Annotated in this window: 16 protein-coding genes, 2 tRNA genes and 3 rRNA genes; 15 read left to right on the forward strand and 6 right to left on the reverse strand. The window is 50.8% G+C overall.

Going from position 1 to position 22,225, the window contains the following annotated elements:
- Positions 1-20 precede the first annotated feature (20 nt).
- The 3 genes from GJV52_RS06100 (at position 21) to glgA (ending at position 4,031) form a co-directional block, all read left to right on the forward strand.
- Entirely contained in the window at positions 21-893 is an 873-nt protein-coding gene (locus tag GJV52_RS06100) for a mechanosensitive ion channel family protein (RefSeq protein WP_100562797.1), read from the forward strand.
- 303 nt (positions 894-1,196) lie between these two features.
- Positions 1,197-2,531 (forward strand): glucose-1-phosphate adenylyltransferase, encoded by a 1,335-nt coding sequence (glgC, locus tag GJV52_RS06105; protein ID WP_095502712.1) that lies wholly within the window; start codon positions 1,197-1,199, stop codon positions 2,529-2,531.
- Positions 2,532-2,612: 81 nt separating this feature from the next.
- Entirely contained in the window at positions 2,613-4,031 is a 1,419-nt protein-coding gene (gene glgA, locus GJV52_RS06110; RefSeq protein ID WP_100562799.1) for a glycogen synthase GlgA, read from the forward strand.
- Between the two features lie 290 nt (positions 4,032-4,321).
- Here glgA and GJV52_RS06115 read toward each other — a convergent pair whose 3' ends face one another.
- Complete coding sequence (locus tag GJV52_RS06115; RefSeq protein ID WP_100562801.1) at positions 4,322-4,891, reverse strand: outer membrane protein; 570 nt, start codon at positions 4,889-4,891, stop codon at positions 4,322-4,324.
- Positions 4,892-4,896: 5 nt separating this feature from the next.
- Here GJV52_RS06115 and GJV52_RS06120 point away from each other — a divergent pair, with 5 nt between their 5' ends.
- Positions 4,897-5,184: a hypothetical protein gene (locus GJV52_RS06120; RefSeq protein WP_157798099.1), complete on the forward strand. Its 288-nt coding sequence runs from the start codon at positions 4,897-4,899 to the stop codon at positions 5,182-5,184.
- A 147-nt stretch (positions 5,185-5,331) separates the two neighbouring features.
- Here GJV52_RS06120 and GJV52_RS06125 read toward each other — a convergent pair whose 3' ends face one another.
- The 5 genes from GJV52_RS06125 to GJV52_RS06145 all read right to left on the reverse strand — a co-directional run bounded on the left by GJV52_RS06125 (position 5,332) and on the right by GJV52_RS06145 (position 11,744).
- Positions 5,332-5,820: a dihydrofolate reductase gene (locus GJV52_RS06125; protein ID WP_095502709.1), complete on the reverse strand. Its 489-nt coding sequence runs from the start codon at positions 5,818-5,820 to the stop codon at positions 5,332-5,334.
- A 108-nt stretch (positions 5,821-5,928) separates the two neighbouring features.
- Positions 5,929-6,819, reverse strand: coding sequence for an ABC transporter ATP-binding protein (locus GJV52_RS06130; protein WP_100562803.1), 891 nt, complete (start codon positions 6,817-6,819; stop codon positions 5,929-5,931).
- 137 nt (positions 6,820-6,956) lie between these two features.
- The gene (gene yccS, locus GJV52_RS06135; protein ID WP_100562816.1) at positions 6,957-9,131 is read right to left on the reverse strand and encodes a YccS family putative transporter; all 2,175 of its coding nucleotides are present in this window, start codon (positions 9,129-9,131) and stop codon (positions 6,957-6,959) included.
- Between the two features lie 280 nt (positions 9,132-9,411).
- Positions 9,412-10,641, reverse strand: a complete 1,230-nt coding sequence (locus tag GJV52_RS06140) for a PilT/PilU family type 4a pilus ATPase (RefSeq protein WP_100562805.1) — start codon at positions 10,639-10,641, stop codon at positions 9,412-9,414.
- 59 nt (positions 10,642-10,700) lie between these two features.
- Positions 10,701-11,744 (reverse strand): type IV pilus twitching motility protein PilT, encoded by a 1,044-nt coding sequence (locus GJV52_RS06145; protein ID WP_100562807.1) that lies wholly within the window; start codon positions 11,742-11,744, stop codon positions 10,701-10,703.
- A 113-nt stretch (positions 11,745-11,857) separates the two neighbouring features.
- Here GJV52_RS06145 and GJV52_RS06150 point away from each other — a divergent pair, with 113 nt between their 5' ends.
- The 11 genes from GJV52_RS06150 (at position 11,858) to GJV52_RS06200 (ending at position 22,210) form a co-directional block, all read left to right on the forward strand.
- Positions 11,858-12,553: a YggS family pyridoxal phosphate-dependent enzyme gene (locus tag GJV52_RS06150; RefSeq protein WP_100562809.1), complete on the forward strand. Its 696-nt coding sequence runs from the start codon at positions 11,858-11,860 to the stop codon at positions 12,551-12,553.
- Between the two features lie 81 nt (positions 12,554-12,634).
- Positions 12,635-13,432, forward strand: coding sequence for a pyrroline-5-carboxylate reductase (proC, locus tag GJV52_RS06155; protein ID WP_095501923.1), 798 nt, complete (start codon positions 12,635-12,637; stop codon positions 13,430-13,432).
- A gap of 4 nt (positions 13,433-13,436) precedes the next feature.
- The gene (locus GJV52_RS06160) at positions 13,437-13,994 is read left to right on the forward strand and encodes a YggT family protein (protein WP_095501922.1); all 558 of its coding nucleotides are present in this window, start codon (positions 13,437-13,439) and stop codon (positions 13,992-13,994) included.
- A 221-nt stretch (positions 13,995-14,215) separates the two neighbouring features.
- A complete protein-coding gene (gene dksA, locus GJV52_RS06165; protein ID WP_095501921.1) occupies positions 14,216-14,632 on the forward strand; it encodes an RNA polymerase-binding protein DksA in 417 nt (138 codons plus the stop codon).
- 176 nt (positions 14,633-14,808) lie between these two features.
- The gene (locus GJV52_RS06170) at positions 14,809-15,813 is read left to right on the forward strand and encodes an IS5 family transposase (RefSeq protein WP_195690070.1); all 1,005 of its coding nucleotides are present in this window, start codon (positions 14,809-14,811) and stop codon (positions 15,811-15,813) included.
- 541 nt (positions 15,814-16,354) lie between these two features.
- Positions 16,355-17,895: ribosomal RNA gene (locus GJV52_RS06175) — 16S ribosomal RNA — on the forward strand.
- A gap of 127 nt (positions 17,896-18,022) precedes the next feature.
- Positions 18,023-18,099, forward strand: a tRNA-Ile gene (locus GJV52_RS06180).
- 11 nt (positions 18,100-18,110) lie between these two features.
- Positions 18,111-18,186: transfer RNA gene (locus GJV52_RS06185), tRNA-Ala, on the forward strand.
- Between the two features lie 424 nt (positions 18,187-18,610).
- Positions 18,611-21,502 (forward strand): 23S ribosomal RNA (locus tag GJV52_RS06190).
- Positions 21,503-21,622: 120 nt separating this feature from the next.
- Positions 21,623-21,736, forward strand: a 5S ribosomal RNA gene (rrf, locus tag GJV52_RS06195).
- Together the 16S, 23S and 5S rRNA genes with 2 tRNA genes alongside form the textbook arrangement of a ribosomal RNA operon.
- Positions 21,737-21,922: 186 nt before the next feature.
- Positions 21,923-22,210 (forward strand): ComEA family DNA-binding protein, encoded by a 288-nt coding sequence (locus tag GJV52_RS06200; RefSeq protein ID WP_095503827.1) that lies wholly within the window; start codon positions 21,923-21,925, stop codon positions 22,208-22,210.
- Positions 22,211-22,225: the final 15 nt, after the last annotated feature.

Consider the following 22,225-nt stretch of genomic DNA (forward strand, 5'->3'; position numbering starts at 1 on the left):
GATTCAAATAAGGATAGACAATGAATTTTGACAATTTCACTTTTGAGCAGCTTTTCAGCCTGAAAAGCTGGGAGCGCTTGGCTGAAAACGGCATGGATTTCGGCCTGAACCTGTTGGCTGCTGCGACGATTTTTGTTATTGGTCGCTGGTTGACGACCTATATCGTGAAGTTGATGAAAGCTGCGTTGACCCGCGCCAAAGTGGATTTGACCTTGGTAAGCTTTTTGGGCAACGTTGCCAACATCGGCCTGCTGATTATGGTGATTATCGCCGCGCTGGGCAAACTGGGCGTGCCGACCACATCGGTTACAGCCTTGGTCGGCGGTGCAGGCTTGGCGATTGCCTTGTCGTTGAAAGATCAATTGTCGAATTTTGCTGCCGGTGCGCTGATTATTTTGTTCCGTCCGTTTAAGGTGGGCGACTATATTAAAGTCAACGGCTTTGAAGGCTATGTGCGCGAAATCAAAATGGTGCAGACTTCGTTGCGCACATATGCCAATGAAGAAGTGATTTTGCCCAACAGCGTGGTGATGAGTAATAGCATCACCAATAAATCTTCGTTGCCGCAATGGCGTGCGCAAGTGTTGGTGGGCGTGGATTATGCCTGTGATTTGAAAGCGGCCAAAGCGGCGGTGTTGCGTGCGGCGATCGAGCATCCTAAGTGTATTCAAACCGAGAAACCGGCCACGGTGCAGGTAACCAATTTGGGCGACAATGCGATTGAAATCACCTTGTGGGCATGGACAACCGAAGCCGATTGGTGGGGATTCCAATGCGATTTATATGAGCAGGTGGTAGAAAACCTGCGCGAAGTGAAGATTAATATCCCGTTCCCGCAGCGCGATGTGCATATCGTGTCGCAACCGGCGGCCAATGATGTGAAAACTGCGTAAACTTATCGGCTATGCGTCAAGGTATAAGGCTTTAATATAAGCGTCCTGTTTTACTTAATTTAACATAAGTATCAGATTTTATTTGCGTTTTGTACAGGCGGCAGCTTGGGTTTTAGATTATTATCATTTGATGACATTCCGACCCGCTGCCGCTTTTTGTTGTAACAAAACTGAAGCAGTCGCCGTCCATAATAAATACAAGCCGTTTCAGCCGATGCGCTTATGCTCATCGGCAAACAATCGCAATACTAAGAGAAATTTACCATTTGATAACCCGATTTAATCACAGGAGAAACAACCATCATGGCACAAGACTCTATCCCGCAAGCTTATAGTCTCGAACGCCCTTTAACTGCTGCCGCCATCGCTGATGACACGCTGGTGTTGATTTTGGCGGGTGGTCGCGGTTCGCGTTTGCGCGAAATGACCGACCGCCGCGCCAAACCAGCCGTTTATTTTGGTGGCAACTGGCGCATCATCGACTTTACGCTTTCCAACTGTTTCAATTCCAATTTGTTCAAAATCGGCGTGATTACCCAATACGAAGCCCATTCGCTGCTGCGCCATTTGCAGCACGCATGGTCTTTTATGCCACGTGAGCGCGGTTACTTCGTGGATATGCTGCCTGCGCGCCAACAAGTCGATGAAAACATGTGGTATCGCGGTACCGCCGATGCGGTGTGGCAAAACGTCGCTTTGATGAAAGAGCATTACAAGCCGAAATACGTGTTGATTTTGGCCGGCGACCATATTTATAAGATGGACTATATGCAGATGATCCGCGACCATATTTCGCGCGGTGCCAAATGCACCATTGGTTCGATTGAAGTCAAACGCAGCGAAGCCAAAGAATTCGGCGTGATGGCGGTGGACGAGCATTTGAAAGTGCAGGCGTTTGTGGAAAAACCGGAAAACCCGCCGGCCATGCGCGAGAAACCGGATTCGTCGCTGGCTTCGATGGGCATTTATGTGTTTGATGCCGATTATCTTTACGAAACGCTGGAGCGCGAAGTTAAGCTCGATCATACCAGCCACGACTTCGGCAAAGACATTATCCCGAAAGCGCTGCAAGACGGCGTATTGTATGCGCACCCGTTTGAGCGCTCATGCATGGGGCGCAACGCCGAGGGCAGCATTTACTGGCGCGATGTCGGCACGCTCGACAGCTATTGGGGCGCGCACATGGATTTGGTGGCGGAATATTCGCAGCTGAATTTGTTTGACCGCTCATGGCCGATACGCGGTTTGCCGTCGCAATCGATGCCGAGCAAATTTTTCTATAAGCATCAACACGAGCGCACCATCGACAATTCGATGATTAGCGGCGGCTGCTTGATTACTGATGCCGAAATCAGCTCGTCGGTTTTGTTTGAACGTGTGACCGTCAACGAAGGTTCGGTGATTGAGCAATCGGTGATTCTGCCGCAGGTGAAAATCGGCAAAAATTGTATCATCCGCAATTGCATCATCGAGCGCGCCTGCGAGATTCCGGACGGCATGCAAATCGGTGTCAATCCGGGCAAAGATGCCGAGTTTTTCCGCGTGAGTTCGGGTGGCAGCGTGGTGTTGGTCACACCGGATATGTTGGAAAAACGTGCCAAAGCCTTGAATAAATTTGCCGATGGTATGGGCATTTAAGTAAAATTTGAGGCCGTCTGAACCATTTTCAGACGGCCTCAACCATGCCGTCTGAACTTTTATCATCGATTTAGGAAGATTATGAATATCCTGCATGCAGCGTCTGAGCTTTATCCTTTATTGAAAACCGGCGGTCTGGCTGATGTGTTGGGCGCGCTGCCGTTTGCGCAGCAGCAAAACGGCGACAATGTGCGCGTGATTCTGCCTTACTACCGCCGAATCCGCGAACAGATTCCGTTTACATCTGAAGTGTTCCGTTGCGACAGCCCGGGCGGCTATGCAGTGATTCGCTTTGCCGAGTACCAGGGCTTGGGGCTTTATCTGATTGATGCGCCGCATTTGTACGACCGCGACGGCAACCCTTATCACGACGGCGATTACCGTGATTATCCCGATAATGTCGTGCGTTTCGGCTTGCTCGGTTGGGCAGCTGCGGCGGTGGCATGCGGTGCCGATCCGTTTTGGAGCGAGGTGGATGTGCTGCACGCACACGACTGGCAGGCCGGTTTGGCTGCGGCGTATTTGAAAGCATGGGGCGCATGGGAGGTGAAAACCGTGTTCACCATCCACAACATCGCCTACCAAGGCTTGTTTGACGCGCGCCACATGGCGGATTTGTGGCTGCCGTGGGAAATGTATCAGCCCGAGGGTTTGGAATTTAACGGCCAAATTTCGTTTCTCAAAGCCGGTTTGTATTACGCCGACCACATCACCACCGTCAGCCCGACTTATGCGCAGGAAATCACCGTATCCGCTTACGGCATGGAAGGCTTGTTGCAACAGCGGCGCGATCAAGGCCGATTGAGCGGCATACTCAACGGTGTGGACGAAAGCATTTGGCATCCGGCCAACGATCCGGCTTTGCCCACTTCATACGGCCTGGATAATGTGGCAGAAGGCAAAGCCGCCAACAAAGCCGTTTTGCAGCAGCATTTCGGTTTGAAAAATGATGCCGATGCCATGTTGTGTGTGATGGTATCGCGTCTGACCGAGCAGAAGGGTGCGGATTTTCTGCTGGAGGCTTTGTATGTCAAACTTGCTGAAGATGCGTCCATGCAGTTTGCCTTGCTGGGCAGCGGCGCGCCGGCCTTGGAGCAGGCGTTTAGCGAATTGGCGCAACGCTATCCCGAGCGTGTGGGCGCACACATCGGCTACGATGAAAGCTTGGCGCACCGTTTGATTGGCGGCGGTGACGTAATTTTGGTGCCGAGCCGTTTCGAACCCTGCGGCCTGACCCAGCTTTACGGCCTGAAATACGGCACCTTGCCTTTGGTGCGTCGCACCGGCGGCTTGGCCGATACTGTGGTGGGCTTTGGCGAAAGCGATGCGGCCACCGGTTTTGTATTCGACGCGCCTGATGTGCATGGCCTGACGAATGCGTTCAACGCCGCGCTGTATGCGTGGTCGGAACCGACTGTGTGGGCAGACATGCGCACACGCGCCATGCAGCAGGATTTTGGTTGGCTGAAAGCAGCGCAATCGTATCGCCAATATTATTAATATCAAGACCTTTATAAAATCCTTTATCGTCCAACACACATAGGACAACCGTCATTCCCGCTAAGGCGGGAATCCATCTTAAAGTTTCAGTAAGCTTGTTTTATTGGCAAGTTTCTGGCCACTAAAAATGGATTCCCGCCTTAGCGGGAATGACTGCCTTTAGAATGATTGCTTGTTAATGGGTTGATGTGAAGGTTTAAAACAGGTGTTTTGTATCAAAGAAAAGGCCGTCTGAATCATTTCAGACGGCCTTTTAAGCTACTGTATTTAAACCGATTTAAATATCAAGATTAACGGAAGCGGTAGGCGGCAGTGGCCATCACACCGTTGTTGTTGATCTTTGTATCGTCTTTCTTAAAGCGGGTTTGTTCCCACTCTGCGCCGACTTCGATATTCGGGGTCGCTGCATATTTCACGCCCACGCCGTAGCCTACGCCGTTCATGTTTTTCTTGGTGTCGTAAGGATCTTCGAATTTACCGTAGTGGTAGCCGACTTTACCGTAAGCCATCACATCATCAGTTAAGCGGTAGCCTTGAACATAAGACACGCTGGCATCGACTTTTTGTTTCACGTCACCGGCTGCGCTGCTGCCCACGGTGCGGTGCAATGGTTTCACGGCTACTTCAGCGCCGCCGATCCAGTTGCTGTTGCCGAATTGCACGTTGTGGTTACCGCGGATCGCCATATCGGCTTTGTATTCTTCGTCCAAGCTGCTGTTTTTCACATCGCTTTTGGTTGCGCCTGCACCAATTTCAACAGCGGTACCGGTAAAGGTGCCGGTGTTGTAGGTGTTGAACGGGGCGGCAGTAGCTGCAGCAGCGGCGGTCAAAATCAAAGTGGTCAATAAAGTTTTTTTCATGATAGTTGCTCCTTCAAGCAAAGAAAAAGGGGAAAGCGGCGGCGGTTGCCTGTTGCTTTCGATGGGTTCAGTATCGTGATGTTTCAGACGGCCTGCAAGCGGCTTTGCTATCGGATTACGCTTCTTGGCGGCGGTTTAACGTTTGTAATTGTGGTGGGCTGGGAAATAATGTTGAAGGTGTGATTATTTTTCAGAATGTAGTGATTTGGTTTAGCCGTCTGAAAAACAAGCTGATTTTCAAACCCGTCAGGCCGTCTGAAAAAAGCAGTATGGTGGCAAAAGTGAAAAATTAGAGAAATCATTCTAGAAATTATATTTACATTCGCATATGTATCTTTATTGCACAATTGATTGTACATACGGTTGTGTGTGTTTCAGCAAAACATAAAAAATGCCGTCTGAAATCGGTTTCAGACGGCATTTTTTATAGGGTGAATGGGCTATCGACGTTGATAATGCACAAACGCATAATCTATGCCCTTGGCGCTGGTGTGTGATTCGCGGGCGGTTTCCTGCCATTCATCGGTGGAAAACTCAGGGAAAAACGCATCGCCGCCTTCGACCTGCAAAGCCACTTCGGTCAAGCGCAAATCGGTGGCCAGGGGCAGGGCTTGGGCATAAATTTGTGCGCCGCCCATGATGATGATTTCAGGCGCATCGGCACACAAGGCCAATGCATCGCTCAAATTGGTGACCACTTCCGCCCCGTCGGCTGCATAGTCGGTTTGTCGGCTGATGACGATGTTGCGGCGCTCGGGCAAAGGTTTTTTCGGCAAAGATTCCCATGTTTTGCGCCCCATTACCACCGGTTTGCCGCTGGTGTAGCGTTTGAAAAAGGCAAAGTCTTCCGGCAAATGCCACGGCATGGTGTTGTTGATGCCGATGCAGCGCGCGTCGGCGTAGGCGGCAATCAGGGTAATTTTTTGCATAAACGTACTCTTTGGGTTGAATAGAAGGAAGCATGACGATATTTAAGTGTTGGTATCGGTCACATGCGTTTAATTTCAATAATGTATTTCTATTATGCGCAGACAAGCTCAACGTGTCAGCTTCACAAACACATCTTCCAAATCCGTTTCCGGCAGCGCCATGTGCAACACTTCAATGCCCGCGCTTTTCAATGTGGCCAACACTTCACCGAGGCGGTTGTAATCGTCTAATTTCAGCAAAAGATTGCCGTCTTGCTCACCCGTCAACCATGGCGATAAAGCAGCAGGTAGCGGCGCGGACAATTGCAGCACCACACGCACGCCTTGTTCGGCATGCAATAAATGCTCGGTCGAATCCAAAGCCACCAAGCGCCCCTGTTTCATCATGGCGATGCGGTTGCACAGGTTTTGCGCCTCTTCCAGATAATGCGTGGTCAGAATGATGGTGTGGCCTTGGCGGTTGAGACTTTCGATGAATGTCCACAGGCTTTGGCGCAGCTCGACATCGACACCGGCAGTCGGCTCGTCCAACACGATTACCGGCGGACGGTGCACCAAGGCTTGCGCCACCATCACGCGCCGCTTCATGCCGCCGGAAAGGTTGCGGGTGATGGTGTTGGCTTTGTCGCTCAAACCTAGGCTGTCGATGATTTCGTCTATCCACGCATCATTGTTGCGGATGCCGAAATAGCCCGATTGAAAACGCAGCGCTTCGCGCACGGTGAAAAACGCGTCAAATACCAATTCCTGCGGAACCACGCCCAAGCTCATGCGCGCGCCTTGCGGCTCTTTGACCACATCGTAGCCCATCACGCTGATGCTGCCCGAAGTCAGGCGGTTGAGTCCGGCCATGGCAGAAATCAGCGTGGTTTTGCCCGCACCGTTCGGCCCCAACAGCGCAAAAAACTCGCCTTGTTCGACCGTAAAAGAAACGTCGTTCAGGGCGGTGAAACCGTTGGCATAGGTTTTGACAGCATGGCGGATATCGATGGCGTGCATGAGTATGTGGTTTTCTGATGATGGTTGTTAAAGGCGTATTTTAGCAGAAACGTTATGCGTGGTCGGCATGAAGGTGGTTTGGATACATAAAGGCCGTCTGAAGGGTCTCGGGTTTTGTTTTCAGACGGCCTTTACTTTTAAGACGCAGCCATGGCCGAAGTTTGCTCCGCTTCGGCCGCCTCAGTTTGATGATGCAAGGCTTGGTAACAGGGTTGCAGTTGGCGGGCAATCAGGCTCAGTTGCTGCCACAAAATATGCCTTTGGCGGTCGGCGGTAAGGTTGCGCAAGGCTTCCAAGTCGTGCAGCAGTTGGGTTAAGGCCGTCTGAAAATCGGCGGCGGTTTGCTGCGGCATGTGTTTCAACAGCGCGGCGATTTGGCGGGCAGTTTGGTAGAACGCGGCGGTAAAGGCCGGATCGGTTTCTTGTGCCATCTCGTTGCGGTAGGCGCCGAGTGCGGAAATGTAGCCAGTCAGCGCGTAATTGGTTTTTAACAGATTAAAGCCGTCTGAAAGTTGCTCGCCGTATTTGTCCGGCTCGCTGCTCATGTCGGACAAGGTGCTGCTCAGGGCGGTGATGCGCTCGTGGGCTTGGCGGCGCACGGTGCGGTAGCTGACATCGTCGCTGCCGCCGTGTTGCAGTTGCTCGAGAATTTTATCCAGATAAGCACCGTTGCCGGAGACGGCCAACGCGGCTGTGCGGTCGAGCGTGAGGTAGCGCCAGTCCGGCCACAGATACGACACCGCCGCCCACGCCATCACCGAGCCGATGATGGTGTCGATAATCCGCCACGGCATGGCGGCGTACACATCGAGTCCGGCCAAGGAAAAACTGGTTAAGGCTTGGATGGTGATGAAAAAGGTCGAGAAGCTGTATTTGTAGCTGCGGCTCATGAAAAACAGGGTGGTGCAGGCGATGACAATCCACAGCTTGGTTTCCAACGATGGCGTGAAATACGGTACCAACGAGCCGACTACTACGCCCAAAATTGTGCCGGCGATGCGGTGGTATACGCGGTTTTTGGTGGCGGAATAGTTGGGTTGGCACACAAACAGCGCGGTCAGCAAAATCCAGTAGCCCAGATTGAGATTGAGGATTTCAACCACGGCGCAGGCCACGGCCACCACCAGCGACAGGCGCACGGCATGGCGGAACACGGTGGATTCCAAATTTAATTGGCTTTTCACGCTTTGCCAAACGTGTTTCAAACCGTTGTGGCTTTCCACGGCGGCGATGCGGGTCACGTCAGATTCGCCTTCAAGCGCAGCGTGGTTGTCGCTGTGTTCCAATTGCTTGAGTTGGTGATCGACGCTGCTTAAATTGTTGAGCAATTGGCGGATATTGTGCACTTCGTGGCTGTCGGGGTGGCCGTCTGAAAACCATTGCAAGGATTGGCGGCAGCCTTCCATCGCGCGGCCGAGGCGTTTGCTGTAATGGTAGTCTTTGCCGCTGCGTAAGGCTCCGGCCACATTGCGGCAGGCCTGCCCCTGCATTTCCAGCAGGCGGTGGATGCGGAAAATCAGGTCGGTGTTTTTCAGTTTGTCGGCCAGCTCGCGGTAATCGACGTGTGCCGAGCTGATGCGTTCATGAATGTCTTGCGCGGTGAAGTAGTAGCGCAGCATACGGGCGGTGCGCGGGTGGCGGTGCTGGCCGCGCATACGGTAAAACAGCGCGGCGCGGCATTGGTTGAAGGCAGCAATCACGCCGGTGTTGCGCATGGCCAAGTCGATTTGGCGGTTGCCTAGCCATGCAGCTTCGTCGGGGTCGAAAAAGTCGGCCTTGGCATCGAAATAATCGCCCAAGCTTTCATAAGCATCGGCCACGCGTTCCTGCACCGGACGATGCGGGAACATCATTTGGAAAACCAGCGTGCAGGTGCTGTATAACACCGTGCCCAATAGAATCATCAGCGGATTGGTCAGCCAAAAGGTTTCCGGCGTGTAGGTCAGCGAGGTGTAAGTCGCCACCGCCAGCGAGCCGAACGCAAAAGTGCGGTAGCGTTGGCCGACCGCGCCCAACAGCGTGAAGAAAAACGTCATCGCGGTCATGGCAGCGATAAACGGCCAGCCGGTGCCGAGCGTGAGTTGCGCAGATAAAGAGGCGATGGTAAACAATATCACCGTAATCACAATGTTTTTCAGACGGCCTGTTAAGCGGTTGTCCAAATCGACCAAACCGCCGGCAATGATGCCCAACACAAACGGCATCGCCAGCGCGGGCATGTCGATATACCAAACGCTGGTGGCGGCAATGAGCACGCTGATAAACACGGGCAACGACGTCATAATCAACGGCTTGAGCGGCGGGGTTCTCATGATGATGCGGGCATAAGGTGAAATAAACAGAATTTTAGCAGGAATCGGCAGGCCGCACCGAAACGGCGGGCAAAAAAAAATCCCGAACATGAGTCGGGAGGGTAAAACAAACAAGTAGGACTTGTGTTGTTCAACTGAAAGGTGTGTGTTTGAAAGCGTTATTGTAGACAAAATCGGTTTTAGAATAAATTCACTAGAAGAAATGCAGCGTTAACAAATAGGAAACAATTAAGGTTTCAGGCCGTCTGAAAGTGATTGAATCTTTTAGACGGCCTGTTGCTTACATCAAATTCAAATCACTGATGCGGTCGAACAAGCGTTCCGGCTCGTTGCCTTCTTCGTGCAATTGAATGCGCAAACGCAAATCGTTGGCCGAATCGGCTTGGCGCAAGGCTTCGTCGTATTCGATGTGGCCTTGGGTGTAGAGATTGAACAAATGCTGGTCGAAAGTTTGCATGCCGTCGCCGGAAGCGCGATCCATCAGGCCGCGGATTTCCATCAGTTCGCCTTTGAAAATCAAATCCTGCATGGCAGGGGTGTTGAGCAGCAAATCGATCGCGGCGGTGCGCTGGGTGCGGTTTTTCTTAATCGCCAAACGCTGGCCGATGATGCCGGTCAGGTTTAAGGCCAAGTCCATTAATACTTGTTTTTGGCGCTCTTCCGGATAGAAGTTGATGATGCGCTCGATGGTTTGCGATGCGCTGTTGGCGTGGATGGTGAACACGCACAAGTGGCCGGTTTGTGCCAACTGCATGGCGTATTCCATGCTCTCCGCGCTGCGCACCTCACCGATACACACCACGTCAGGTGCTTGGCGCATGGCGTTTTGGATGGCGGTTTTCCAATCCGGCGTGTCGATGCCGATTTCGCGCTGGGTGAAAATGCAGCGGCGTGGTTTGTAGATAAACTCAATCGGGTCTTCGATGGTCACAACGTGGCCGGGGATTTTGTTGTTGCGGTAGTTGAGCATCGAGGCCATCGTGGTCGATTTACCCGAGCCGGTCGGACCCGCCAAAATCAGCAAACCGCGCGGGGCGAGCGCCAAATCTTTAGTTTTTTCCGGCAAGCCCAACACTTCCATTTCGGGAATTTCTTGGTTGATGCGGCGCAACACCAAGCCGACACGGCCTTGCTCGTGATAGGCATTGACACGGTAACGCGTGTTGCTGCGCGATTGCACGGAATAGTTGAGCTCCCATTCGCGGTTGAAAGTTTCCAACTGCTCGGGGTTCATGGTGGATTCGACGATTTGCGCGGTTTCTTCGCCGGTTAAGGCTTTGTGCGGCACAGGGGTCAACACGCCGCTCACTTTCATTGATGGCGGGAAACCGGCGCTGATGAAAATATCCGAGGCTTTGCGGTTTTCTGCTTCGACACACATGCGGTCGAGCAGGGGATGCAAATGCGTGCCGATTTCGGCCGGCGTTGGGATATGCGGGGCTTGGTTTTTTTGCGAATACGCCTGCACCATTTCGGAAAGCAGATCGTGTAAAGGATTATTGTCGCTCATGGTTTGTCCATTGTCTTTTCAGACGGCCTTGAAATAAAAAGGCCGTCTGAAACCATAAATTAAAGAATCATTGTGTCGCTGTTTTGCGCTTTGCTGCGGGCGGCTTCGTGGCTGATGGTGCCTTGACGCAGCAGGTTTTGCAGCGCTTGGTCGAGCGTTTGCATGCCGTGTGATTGGCCGGTTTGCAGCGCAGATTGGATTTGCGCGATTTTGTTTTCGCGAATCAGGTTGCGCACGGCAGGGGTGGAAATCAGGATTTCATGCGCTGCCACACGGCCGTTGCCGTCGCGGGTTTTCAAAAGGGTTTGCGAGATCACGGCACGCAGCGATTCGGAAAGCATAGAGCGCACCATTTCTTTTTCGCCTGCAGGGAATACGTCGACAATACGGTCGATGGTTTTGGCCGCGCCGGTGGTGTGCAATGTGCCAAATACTAAGTGACCGGTTTCGGCAGCGGTCAAGGCCAAGCTGATGGTTTCAGGGTCGCGCATCTCACCAATCAGAATCACATCCGGGTCTTCACGCAGGGCAGAGCGCAGCGCGTTGTGAAAGCTGTGGGTGTGTTGGTGTAATTCGCGCTGGTTAATCAGGGCTTTTTTGCTTTGATGCACAAACTCAATTGGGTCTTCGATGGTCAGAATGTGCGCCGGTTGGGTTTCGTTGATGTAGTTGATCATCGCCGCCAAAGTGGTCGATTTACCCGAGCCGGTCGGGCCGGTCACCAACACCAAGCCGCGCGGGTTATCGGCGATTTTTTGGAAAATACGCGGCGCGCGCAATTCTTCTAAGGTCAATACGCTGCTGGGAATGGTACGGAACACCGCTGCAGGGCCGCGCTCGGTGGTGAATGCGTTCACACGGAAACGCGCGACATTAGGTAATTCAAACGAAAAATCGACTTCTAAATCCTGCTGATACAGTTTGCGCTGGTGGTCGTTCATGACCGAAGTGACCATGGTGCCGACTTCTTCGGCATCCATTTCCGGTAAGTTGATGCGGCGGATGTCGCCGTGAACGCGGATCATCGGGGACATTGCCGAGCTTAAGTGAAGGTCGGACGCTTTGTTCTTCACGCCGAACGCCAGTAAGTCTGTAATCTGCATAATGTGGCCTTATTGGTTTAGAATAGTAAATCGGTTTATTTTAAATACATAATATCGTTCAACCAAGCAAATTTTGTAAAAAGGCCGCAAATGGCCGGATAAAGGAAAGAATCATGTCGGGATTGCAACAACATTATCAAGCCATTTTAAACGACATCGCCCAAGCAGCCGAAGCAGCAGGCCGTCTGAAAGAATCGGTGCAGCTGGTGGCGGTGAGCAAAACCTTTCCGGCTGAAGACATCCGCGAAGTATATGCCGCAGGACAGCGCGATTTCGGCGAAAACTACATTCAGGAATGGTATGACAAAACGCAAACGCTCGCCGATTTGCCCGACATCGTGTGGCACATCATCGGCGATGTGCAATCAAACAAAACCAAATACGTTGCCGAGCGCGCGCATTGGCTGCACACGGTAGGTCGTCTGAAAACTGCGCAGCGCATCAGCAATCAAAGGCCGTCTGAAATGCCGCCGCTGCAAGTGTGTATTGAAGTGAACATCGCCGCTGAAGAAGCCAAGCACGGTGTGCCGCCGGAAGAAGCGGTGGCTTTGGCGGTGGAAGTGGCGAAGTTGCCGAATATTGAAGTGCGCGGTTTGATGTGTGTGGCGAAGGCCGACAGCAGCGATGACGAATTGCGCCAGCAGTTTGCGACCATGCAGCAATTATTGGCGGATGTGAACGCAGCAGGTGTGAAGGCAGATGTGTTGTCGATGGGCATGTCGGGCGATATGCGGATTGCGGTAGAATGCGGGGCAACCCATGTACGCATCGGCAGCGCGATTTTCGGCCAGCGCGATTACAGTAAATAAAGGTCTCAGGCCGTCTGAAAACCATTCACTACTTTCAGACGGCCACAATATATATAGAGAGAGTAACGAAAGGCAAGCAACATGAACGTATTCTTCTTAGGCGGCGGCCACATGGCAGCGGCGATTGCCGGCGGTTTGGTGAAGCAGGGCGGGTATCAGGTGCATATCGCCAACCGCGGCGCAGAAAAGCGCGAACGTTTGGCTAAGGAATTGGGTGTTAGCGTATCGGAGAAACTGCCGCCATTGTCTGCAAACGATGTGCTGGTGTTGGCGGTTAAGCCGCAAGACATGCAGGCTGCGTGTGAATATGTGCAAACCAACGGCGCATTGGTGCTGTCGGTCGCAGCCGGTTTGAGCATCGAAACCTTAAGCCGTTATCTGCAAGGCAACCGCCGTATTGTTCGCACCATGCCCAATGTGCCCAGCCAAATCGGTTTAGGGATTACCGGTATGTACGCGGCTGAAGAAGCGAGTGACGCAGACAAGCAAACCGCCGATGCCATCATGCGCGCCGTCGGCCAAACGGTGTGGCTCGATGACGAAACGCAAATGCACGCCATCACCGGCATCAGCGGCAGCGGCAGCGGCTATGTGTTTTATTTGCTGAATGCGTTGCAACAAGCCGCGCTGGCACAAGGTTTCGATGCTGAGCAAGCCCGCAGCCTGACTTTGGCAACATTCAAAGGCGCGGTTGAATTGGCCGAACAAAGCGGCGCATCGTTTGAAGATTTGCGCCGGAGCGTGATGTCGAAAGGTGGCACCACCATGGAAGCCTACAATGTGTTTGACAAACGTGGTGTCACCGAATCGATAGTAGAAGGGGTAGAAGCCTGCGTAGTCCGTTCGCAAGAAATTTCACAACAATTCGAGGCCGTCTGAAAACATGAAAGCCGATTTATTGTTATTACTGGCCGATGGTTTGGTGATTGTGATGGTAGCGCGGTGCCTGTTGCATTGGGCGAAATTGGATGCCAATCATCCGCTGGCCGCCTTTTGCCGTCAAACCACCGATTGGCTGGTTAAGCCCTTACACAAAGTCGCACCTGCTGCCGGCCGTTGGGATACGGCCTGCCTGTTGGCCGGATTGCTGGTGTATTACATTGTCTATATGGTGATGACGTGGGTAGAGTTGCCCGGCAGCATCAGTGGCAAAATCATGGCAGCGAATTTTATTTTTGCGCTGATTGGCATGCTGAAAGCCGTAGCCTATGTTTTGCTGTTTGGCCTAATTATCCGTATGCTGCTCAGTTTCCAGAATCCGTATTCGCCGCTGGTTGTGGTGTTGCAGCGTATTTTTGAACCGGTGTCGCGCCCGTTTGCATTCCTGCGCATTGGCCGCTACGACTTTTCCGGTAGTGTGGTGGCGTTGGTCTTGTGGTTTATGTTGGTGGATTTTTTGCCGAAACTGGTCAGCAGTGTGAATTTGTGGCTGCTGCGTTAATCAGTGTGTTTTGGAATGAAAAATTGAATGATGTCGCAACTATGCCAAAAACATGTTATTTAAGTGCAAAAAAGTGCAAAGCGGGCAGCCGAGCGCAACGCACCGAAAAAAAACATGTTATGATACGGAATTTTTGAAAGCACAACCTTTCAAAAATGAATAAAAAATAAGCGGTTGTGAGCAGAAACAGAAGTTTCCGATTATTAGAGAAAGAAATTATTATGGCAAAGCTGACAGAACAAGACATTTTAAAATGGGACGGTCCGGAAGATGATTACATGAATGCCGACCAATTGGCATTCTTCCGAGAGTTGCTCGTCAAAATGCAAGATGAGTTGATTCAAAACGCAACAGTCACCACCAGCCATCTGCAAGAACACGAATCCGCTCCCGATCCTGCCGACCGTGCAACGCAAGAAGAAGAATACGCTTTAGAATTGCGTACACGCGATCGCGAGCGCAAACTCTTGGCCAAAGTACAAGCCACCATCCGCAGCATTGACGAAGGCGATTATGGTTTCTGTACCGATACTGGTGAGCCAATCGGTTTGAAACGTTTGCTGGCACGCCCGACCGCAACATTGTCTGTTGAAGCGCAAGAGCGTCGTGAGCGAATGAAAAAACAATTCGCCGATTAAGTTATCGTTAAGTATATTCAAAAGGCCGTCTGAAACGTTTCAGACGGCCTGAGACCTTTGCAAAACCCCTCTTAAATCCCATGTAAAGTAACTATAGTTACCAAGCGGCATAATACTTCCCAAACACCCTAAAATCCTCTAAATTCCCTTTAAGCCGAATTTAGAGGATTTTCTTCATGAGCAGCTTCTTCAAACAAACCGTCGAAACTATCGTTGGTAAAGACCCCGACCGCTTTCCCTTGCTCAAAATTCAGCTCATTATCGACTGGCAGCCCATTGCCGATTATCTCGAACAACAAAAAGGCCGCTATGCCCGTCATCACGGCGGCCGCCCCGCCTATTCATTATTGTCCATGTTTAAAGCCGTCTTACTCGGCCAATGGCACAGCCTGTCCGACCCCGAACTCGAACACAGTCTCATTACCCGTATCGACTTTTATCTCTTCTGCGGTTTTGACGAACTCAACACCCCCGACCACAGCACACTGTGCCGTTACCGCAACTGGCTGGCACAAAACAATCTACTTGCCGAATTACTGGATTTGATTAACCGCCAATTAACCGACAAAGGCTTAAAAATCCAACATGCCAAAGCAGCCGTTATTGACGCCACCATAATCCAAACAGCCAGCGGCAAACAGCGACGGGCGATTGAAACTGATGAAAACGGTGTGGTTTCAGAAAACACTCCCAGCAAAGACCAAGATGCCCGCTGGGTGAAGAAGGACGGTAAGTTCAAACTCGGCTACAAACAACATACCCGTACCGATCATGAAGGCTATATCGAGAAACTGCACATCAGTCCGGCCAACGAACACGAATGCAATCACTTTGAACCGTTGCTGCAAGATATTGCCGAAGGCACCAAGGTTTATGCTGACAAAGGATATGACAGTAAAGCCAATCGAGCCTTACTGCAACAAAAAGGACTTTCAGACGGCATTATGCGTAAGGCGCACCGGGGTCATCCGTTAACTGAAGAAGATAAGGCAAGAAATAAGCAATTGTCGAAAACGCGTTATGTGGTGGAACAGAGCTTTGGTACGCTACACCGTAAATTCCGCTACCACCGTGCGGCTTATTTCGGCTTATTGAAAGTGACTGCGCAAAGTCATTTGAAAGCGATTTGTATCAACCTGCTGAAAGCTGCCAACAGGCTTCGTGTGTCTGCTGCCGCGTGAAAAGGGGGAAATGTGCCCGAGAATAGGGAATTTTAGGTAATGATTGGGGATTTTATGTTGAAAAAAAGCTTACTTAGTAACCTAGGTAAGCTTTTTTGATGGTAGGTAGGGTTTTGCAAAGGTCTCGGCTTTTGTATATAGGCTGATAAGTTTGGGTAGTTGGAGTAGTTTTTTTGCAAATTAGTTGAAATTAAATTTGATTGTAAAACAGCGATTTGTTGGATTTTGTAGAAATTTGTTGTTTGTTGGAGTTGACGGTTTTGGGGGAGAGGGGTATAGTTCGGTTCTTCGCTGCTGACGCAGTGGCGAAACGAGCTGATAATTATAGCACGGTTGATTTGATTTTTCGATAAATTTTGAAAAAAGAGTTGACAAGCAGTTTGAGTGATGTATAATTCGGTTCTTGCTCTTTAACAAACAGATTACCGATAAGTGTGAGTGCGACAAGCCTCACACTGCGACAAAAACAGACAAGATGTAGATTTATCTATACTTTGTCAGTTTCTTTGAAGCAGACCAGAAGTTAAATAAGTTAGAGATTAAACATAAGAGTTTGATCCTGGCTCAGATTGAACGCTGGCGGCATGCTTTACACATGCAAGTCGGACGGCAGCACAGAGAAGCTTGCTTCTTGGGTGGCGAGTGGCGAACGGGTGAGTAATATATCGGAACGTACCGAGTAGTGGGGGATAACTAATCGAAAGATTAGCTAATACCGCATATTCTCTGAGGAGGAAAGCTGGGGACCTTCGGGCCTAGCGCTATTTGAGCGGCCGATATCTGATTAGCTAGTTGGTGGGGTAAAGGCCTACCAAGGCGACGATCAGTAGCGGGTCTGAGAGGATGATCCGCCACACTGGGACTGAGACACGGCCCAGACTCCTACGGGAGGCAGCAGTGGGGAATTTTGGACAATGGGCGCAAGCCTGATCCAGCCATGCCGCGTGTATGAAGAAGGCCTTCGGGTTGTAAAGTACTTTTGTCAGGGAAGAAAAGCATAGTGCTAATATCACTGTGTGATGACGGTACCTGAAGAATAAGCACCGGCTAACTACGTGCCAGCAGCCGCGGTAATACGTAGGGTGCGAGCGTTAATCGGAATTACTGGGCGTAAAGCGAGCGCAGACGGTTAGTTAAGCAAGATGTGAAATCCCCGGGCTCAACCTGGGAACTGCGTTTTGAACTGGCTAGCTAGAGTGTGTCAGAGGGGGGTAGAATTCCACGTGTAGCAGTGAAATGCGTAGAGATGTGGAGGAATACCGATGGCGAAGGCAGCCCCCTGGGATAACACTGACGTTCATGCTCGAAAGCGTGGGTAGCAAACAGGATTAGATACCCTGGTAGTCCACGCCCTAAACGATGTCAATTAGCTGTTGGGCAACTTGATTGCTTAGTAGCGTAGCTAACGCGTGAAATTGACCGCCTGGGGAGTACGGTCGCAAGATTAAAACTCAAAGGAATTGACGGGGACCCGCACAAGCGGTGGATGATGTGGATTAATTCGATGCAACGCGAAGAACCTTACCTGGTCTTGACATGTACGGAATCCTCCAGAGACGGAGGAGTGCCTTCGGGAACCGTAACACAGGTGCTGCATGGCTGTCGTCAGCTCGTGTCGTGAGATGTTGGGTTAAGTCCCGCAACGAGCGCAACCCTTGTCATTAGTTGCCATCATTCAGTTGGGCACTCTAATGAGACTGCCGGTGACAAGCCGGAGGAAGGTGGGGATGACGTCAAGTCCTCATGGCCCTTATGACCAGGGCTTCACACGTCATACAATGGTCGGTACAGAGGGTAGCCAAGCCGCGAGGTGGAGCCAATCTCACAAAACCGATCGTAGTCCGGATTGCACTCTGCAACTCGAGTGCATGAAGTCGGAATCGCTAGTAATCGCAGGTCAGCATACTGCGGTGAATACGTTCCCGGGTCTTGTACACACCGCCCGTCACACCATGGGAGTGGGGGATACCAGAAGTAGATAGGGTAACCGTAAGGAGCCCGTTTACCACGGTATGCTTCATGACTGGGGTGAAGTCGTAACAAGGTAGCCGTAGGGGAACCTGCGGCTGGATCACCTCCTTTCTAGAGAAAAGAAGAGGCTTCTCGCATTCACACTTATCGGTAAACTGTAGAAGATGCAAAAGATATTGAGAGATTGAAAAAGAACGGTTTAAAAGCTGAACTTAAACGATTTCAAAATAACGACCTTGGGTTTGTAGCTCAGCTGGTTAGAGCACACGCTTGATAAGCGTGGGGTCGGAGGTTCAAGTCCTCCCAGACCCACCACAACTCATACTGGGGGCATAGCTCAGTTGGTAGAGCACCTGCTTTGCAAGCAGGGGGTCATCGGTTCGATCCCGTTTGCCTCCACCACACACTTCCCAAATCAAAGTCAGTTGGCAGAAGTTAAATAAAAAAGCGCTTAGCGCTGATTTTTTGTTTAACGACTGAAAAAGCTTGACTGCAAAAAGAAGGCTGATATAATGGCCAGCTCATTTTGATTTGCGAAGTCAATAGCAATATTGAAAAGCATCGATCTTTAACAAATTGGAAAGCCGAAATCAACAAACAAAGACAATGTTGATTTACTTTGACAATTAGCTATTTGCAAATGGCTGATTGTTGTGAAGAAGTAAATCACAGTATTTGGGTGATGATTGTATCGACTTAACCCTGAAACACAAAAGGCAGGGTTAAGACACAACAAAGCAGTAAGCTTTATCAAAGTAAAAACATCTAGTTCCACTACTTGTCAACGGTAGTGCGGATTAAGTCAAAGAGGTTCTTGAAATGATAGAGTCAAGTGAATAAGTGCATCAGGTGGATGCCTTGGCGATGATAGGCGACGAAGGACGTGTAAGCCTGCGAAAAGCGTGGGGGAGCTGGCAATAAAGCTTTGATCCCGCGATGTCCGAATGGGGAAACCCACTGCATACTGTGCAGTATCCTAAGCTGAATACATAGGCTTAGAGAAGCGAACCCGGAGAACTGAACCATCTAAGTACCCGGAGGAAAAGAAATCAACCGAGATTCCGCAAGTAGTGGCGAGCGAACGCGGAGGAGCCTGTACGTGATAATTGTTGAGATAGAAGAACAAGCTGGGAAGCTTGACCATAGTGGGTGATAGTCCCGTATTCGAAATCTGATCAATGGTACTAAGCGTACGACAAGTAGGGCGGGACACGTGAAATCCTGTCTGAATATGGGGGGACCATCCTCCAAGGCTAAATACTCATCATCGACCGATAGTGAACCAGTACCGTGAGGGAAAGGCGAAAAGAACCCCGGGAGGGGAGTGAAATAGAACCTGAAACCTGATGCATACAAACAGTGGGAGCGGACATGTTCCGTGACTGCGTACCTTTTGTATAATGGGTCAACGACTTACGTTCAGTAGCGAGCTTAACCGAATAGGGGAGGCGTAGGGAAACCGAGTCTTAATAGGGCGAATAGTTGCTGGGCGTAGACCCGAAACCGAGTGATCTATCCATGGCCAGGATGAAGGTGCGGTAACACGCACTGGAGGTCCGAACCCACGCATGTTGCAAAATGCGGGGATGAGCTGTGGATAGGGGTGAAAGGCTAAACAAACTCGGAGATAGCTGGTTCTCCCCGAAAACTATTTAGGTAGTGCCTCGAGTATGAGACTGATGGGGGTAAAGCACTGTTATGGCTAGGGGGTTATTGCAACTTACCAACCCATGGCAAACTAAGAATACCATCAAGTTGCTCCTCGGGAGACAGACAGCGGGTGCTAACGTCCGTTGTCAAGAGGGAAACAACCCAGACCGCCAGCTAAGGTCCCAAATGATAGATTAAGTGGTAAACGAAGTGGGAAGGCCCAGACAGCCAGGATGTTGGCTTAGAAGCAGCCATCATTTAAAGAAAGCGTAATAGCTCACTGGTCGAGTCGTCCTGCGCGGAAGATGTAACGGGGCTCAAATCTATAACCGAAGCTGCGGATACGTGTTTACACGTATGGTAGGGGAGCGTTCTGTAGGCCGAAGAAGGTGCATTGAGAAGTGTGCTGGAGGTATCAGAAGTGCGAATGTTGACATGAGTAGCGATAAAGCGGGTGAAAAGCCCGCTCGCCGAAAGCCCAAGGTTTCCTACGCAACGTTCATCGGCGTAGGGTGAGTCGGCCCCTAAGGCGAGGCAGAAATGCGTAGTCGATGGGAAACAGGTTAATATTCCTGTACTTTGATTCAATGCGATGTGGGGACGGAGAAGGTTAGGTTAGCAAACTGTTGGAATAGTTTGTTTAAGCCGGTAGGTGGAAGACTTAGGCAAATCCGGGTCTTCTTAACACCGAGAAGTGATGACGAGGCACCAAGGTGCTGAAGTAACCGATACCACGCTTCCAGGAAAAGCCACTAAGCTTCAGTTGAATCAGAACCGTACCGCAAACCGACACAGGTGGGCAGGATGAGAATTCTAAGGCGCTTGAGAGAACTCAGGAGAAGGAACTCGGCAAATTGATACCGTAACTTCGGGAGAAGGTATGCCCTTCGATGTGAAAGACTTGCTCTGTAAGCATTGGAGGGTCGCAGAGAATAGGTGGCTGCGACTGTTTATTAAAAACACAGCACTCTGCTAACACGAAAGTGGACGTATAGGGTGTGACGCCTGCCCGGTGCTGGAAGGTTAATTGAAGATGTGCAAGCATCGGATCGAAGCCCCAGTAAACGGCGGCCGTAACTATAACGGTCCTAAGGTAGCGAAATTCCTTGTCGGGTAAGTTCCGACCCGCACGAATGGCGTAACGATGGCCACACTGTCTCCTCCTGAGACTCAGCGAAGTTGAAGTGGTTGTGAAGATGCAATCTACCCGCTGCTAGACGGAAAGACCCCGTGAACCTTTACTGTAGCTTTGCATTGGACTTTGAAGTCACTTGTGTAGGATAGGTGGGAGGCTTAGAAGCAGAGACGCTAGTTTCTGTGGAGCCGTCCTTGAAATACCACCCTGGTGACTTTGAGGTTCTAACCCAGACCCGTAATCCGGGTCGGGGACCGTGCATGGTAGGCAGTTTGACTGGGGCGGTCTCCTCCCAAAGAGTAACGGAGGAGTTCGAAGGTTACCTAGGTCCGGTCGGAAATCGGACTGATAGTGCAATGGCAAAAGGTAGCTTAACTGCGAGACCGACAAGTCGAGCAGGTGCGAAAGCAGGACATAGTGATCCGGTGGTTCTGTATGGAAGGGCCATCGCTCAACGGATAAAAGGTACTCCGGGGATAACAGGCTGATTCCGCCCAAGAGTTCATATCGACGGCGGAGTTTGGCACCTCGATGTCGGCTCATCACATCCTGGGGCTGTAGTCGGTCCCAAGGGTATGGCTGTTCGCCATTTAAAGTGGTACGTGAGCTGGGTTTAAAACGTCGTGAGACAGTTTGGTCCCTATCTGCAGTGGGCGTTGGAAGTTTGACGGGGGCTGCTCCTAGTACGAGAGGACCGGAGTGGACGAACCTCTGGTGTACCGGTTGTCACGCCAGTGGCATAGCCGGGTAGCTAAGTTCGGAAGAGATAAGCGCTGAAAGCATCTAAGCGCGAAACTCGCCTGAAGATGAGACTTCCCTGAGGATTTAATCCTCCTAAAGAGTCGTTCGAGACCAGGACGTTGATAGGTCGGGTGTGGAAGCGCAGTAATGTGTGAAGCTAACCGATACTAATTGCTCGTGAGGCTTGACTCTATCATTTGAAGAACTTCAAAGATAAAAGCTTACTGATGATTCAGTCATCACCAACAGTTGATTAAAGAATAAATAAGTGCAGGAGACTGCATAACGGCTTACCGATTTGTACAGTTTAAGTTTGGCGGCCATAGCGAGTTGGTCCCACGCCTTCCCATCCCGAACAGGACCGTGAAACGACTCAGCGCCGATGATAGTGTGGTTCTTCCATGTGAAAGTAGGTCACTGCCAAACACCCATTCCGAAGCCTCTGATGAATGTCAGAGGCTTCTTTACGTTTGATACAACTGTAACTAAGTAAAAGCGTGGTCATGATGAAACAGTCATGAAATAATCAGTAGATAATATTTGCATTATTAATATTGAGTAAATATAATCTACGATACTATCAACACATTCAGGAGAAAACGCATGAATCCGATGAAGAAAATCATCTTCTACGCACTGACCACTTTAGTTGCTTCTGTCTCTGCTGCCGCAGTGAATGTCAACACCGCCTCCGAAAGCGAACTGACGGCACTGCCGGGTGTAGGCCCTGCCAAAGCCAAAGCGATTGTAGAGTATCGCAAACAGCATGGTAGCTTTAAGACCTTGGACGAACTGAAAAACGTCAAAGGCATTGGTGAAGGAATCTTCTCGAAATTAAAGAATGAAGCCACTGTCGCTGCGCCGGCTAAGAAAGCTGCTCAGCCTGCTGTTAAGAAGTAGCAGCAGGCTGGCTTA

It is taken from the genome of Neisseria brasiliensis (assembly GCF_009671065.1).
In the GTDB taxonomy this organism is placed as follows: Bacteria; Pseudomonadota; Gammaproteobacteria; order Burkholderiales; family Neisseriaceae; genus Neisseria; species Neisseria brasiliensis.

Excerpts from the sequence above, each read along its gene's own strand:
- GJV52_RS06100 (WP_100562797.1), top strand. The coding sequence starts at position 21 with ATGAATTTTGACAATTTCACTTTTGAGCAGCTTTTCAGCCTGAAAAGC.
- glgC (WP_095502712.1), top strand. The coding sequence starts at position 1,197 with ATGGCACAAGACTCTATCCCGCAAGCTTATAGTCTCGAACGCCCTTTA.
- glgA (WP_100562799.1), top strand. The coding sequence starts at position 2,613 with ATGAATATCCTGCATGCAGCGTCTGAGCTTTATCCTTTATTGAAAACC.
- GJV52_RS06115 (WP_100562801.1), bottom strand. The coding sequence starts at position 4,891 with ATGAAAAAAACTTTATTGACCACTTTGATTTTGACCGCCGCTGCTGCA.
- GJV52_RS06125 (WP_095502709.1), bottom strand. The coding sequence starts at position 5,820 with ATGCAAAAAATTACCCTGATTGCCGCCTACGCCGACGCGCGCTGCATC.
- GJV52_RS06130 (WP_100562803.1), bottom strand. The coding sequence starts at position 6,819 with ATGCACGCCATCGATATCCGCCATGCTGTCAAAACCTATGCCAACGGT.
- yccS (WP_100562816.1), bottom strand. The coding sequence starts at position 9,131 with ATGAGAACCCCGCCGCTCAAGCCGTTGATTATGACGTCGTTGCCCGTG.
- GJV52_RS06140 (WP_100562805.1), bottom strand. The coding sequence starts at position 10,641 with ATGAGCGACAATAATCCTTTACACGATCTGCTTTCCGAAATGGTGCAG.
- GJV52_RS06145 (WP_100562807.1), bottom strand. The coding sequence starts at position 11,744 with ATGCAGATTACAGACTTACTGGCGTTCGGCGTGAAGAACAAAGCGTCC.
- GJV52_RS06150 (WP_100562809.1), top strand. The coding sequence starts at position 11,858 with ATGTCGGGATTGCAACAACATTATCAAGCCATTTTAAACGACATCGCC.
- proC (WP_095501923.1), top strand. The coding sequence starts at position 12,635 with ATGAACGTATTCTTCTTAGGCGGCGGCCACATGGCAGCGGCGATTGCC.
- GJV52_RS06160 (WP_095501922.1), top strand. The coding sequence starts at position 13,437 with ATGAAAGCCGATTTATTGTTATTACTGGCCGATGGTTTGGTGATTGTG.
- dksA (WP_095501921.1), top strand. The coding sequence starts at position 14,216 with ATGGCAAAGCTGACAGAACAAGACATTTTAAAATGGGACGGTCCGGAA.
- GJV52_RS06170 (WP_195690070.1), top strand. The coding sequence starts at position 14,809 with ATGAGCAGCTTCTTCAAACAAACCGTCGAAACTATCGTTGGTAAAGAC.
- GJV52_RS06200 (WP_095503827.1), top strand. The coding sequence starts at position 21,923 with ATGAAGAAAATCATCTTCTACGCACTGACCACTTTAGTTGCTTCTGTC.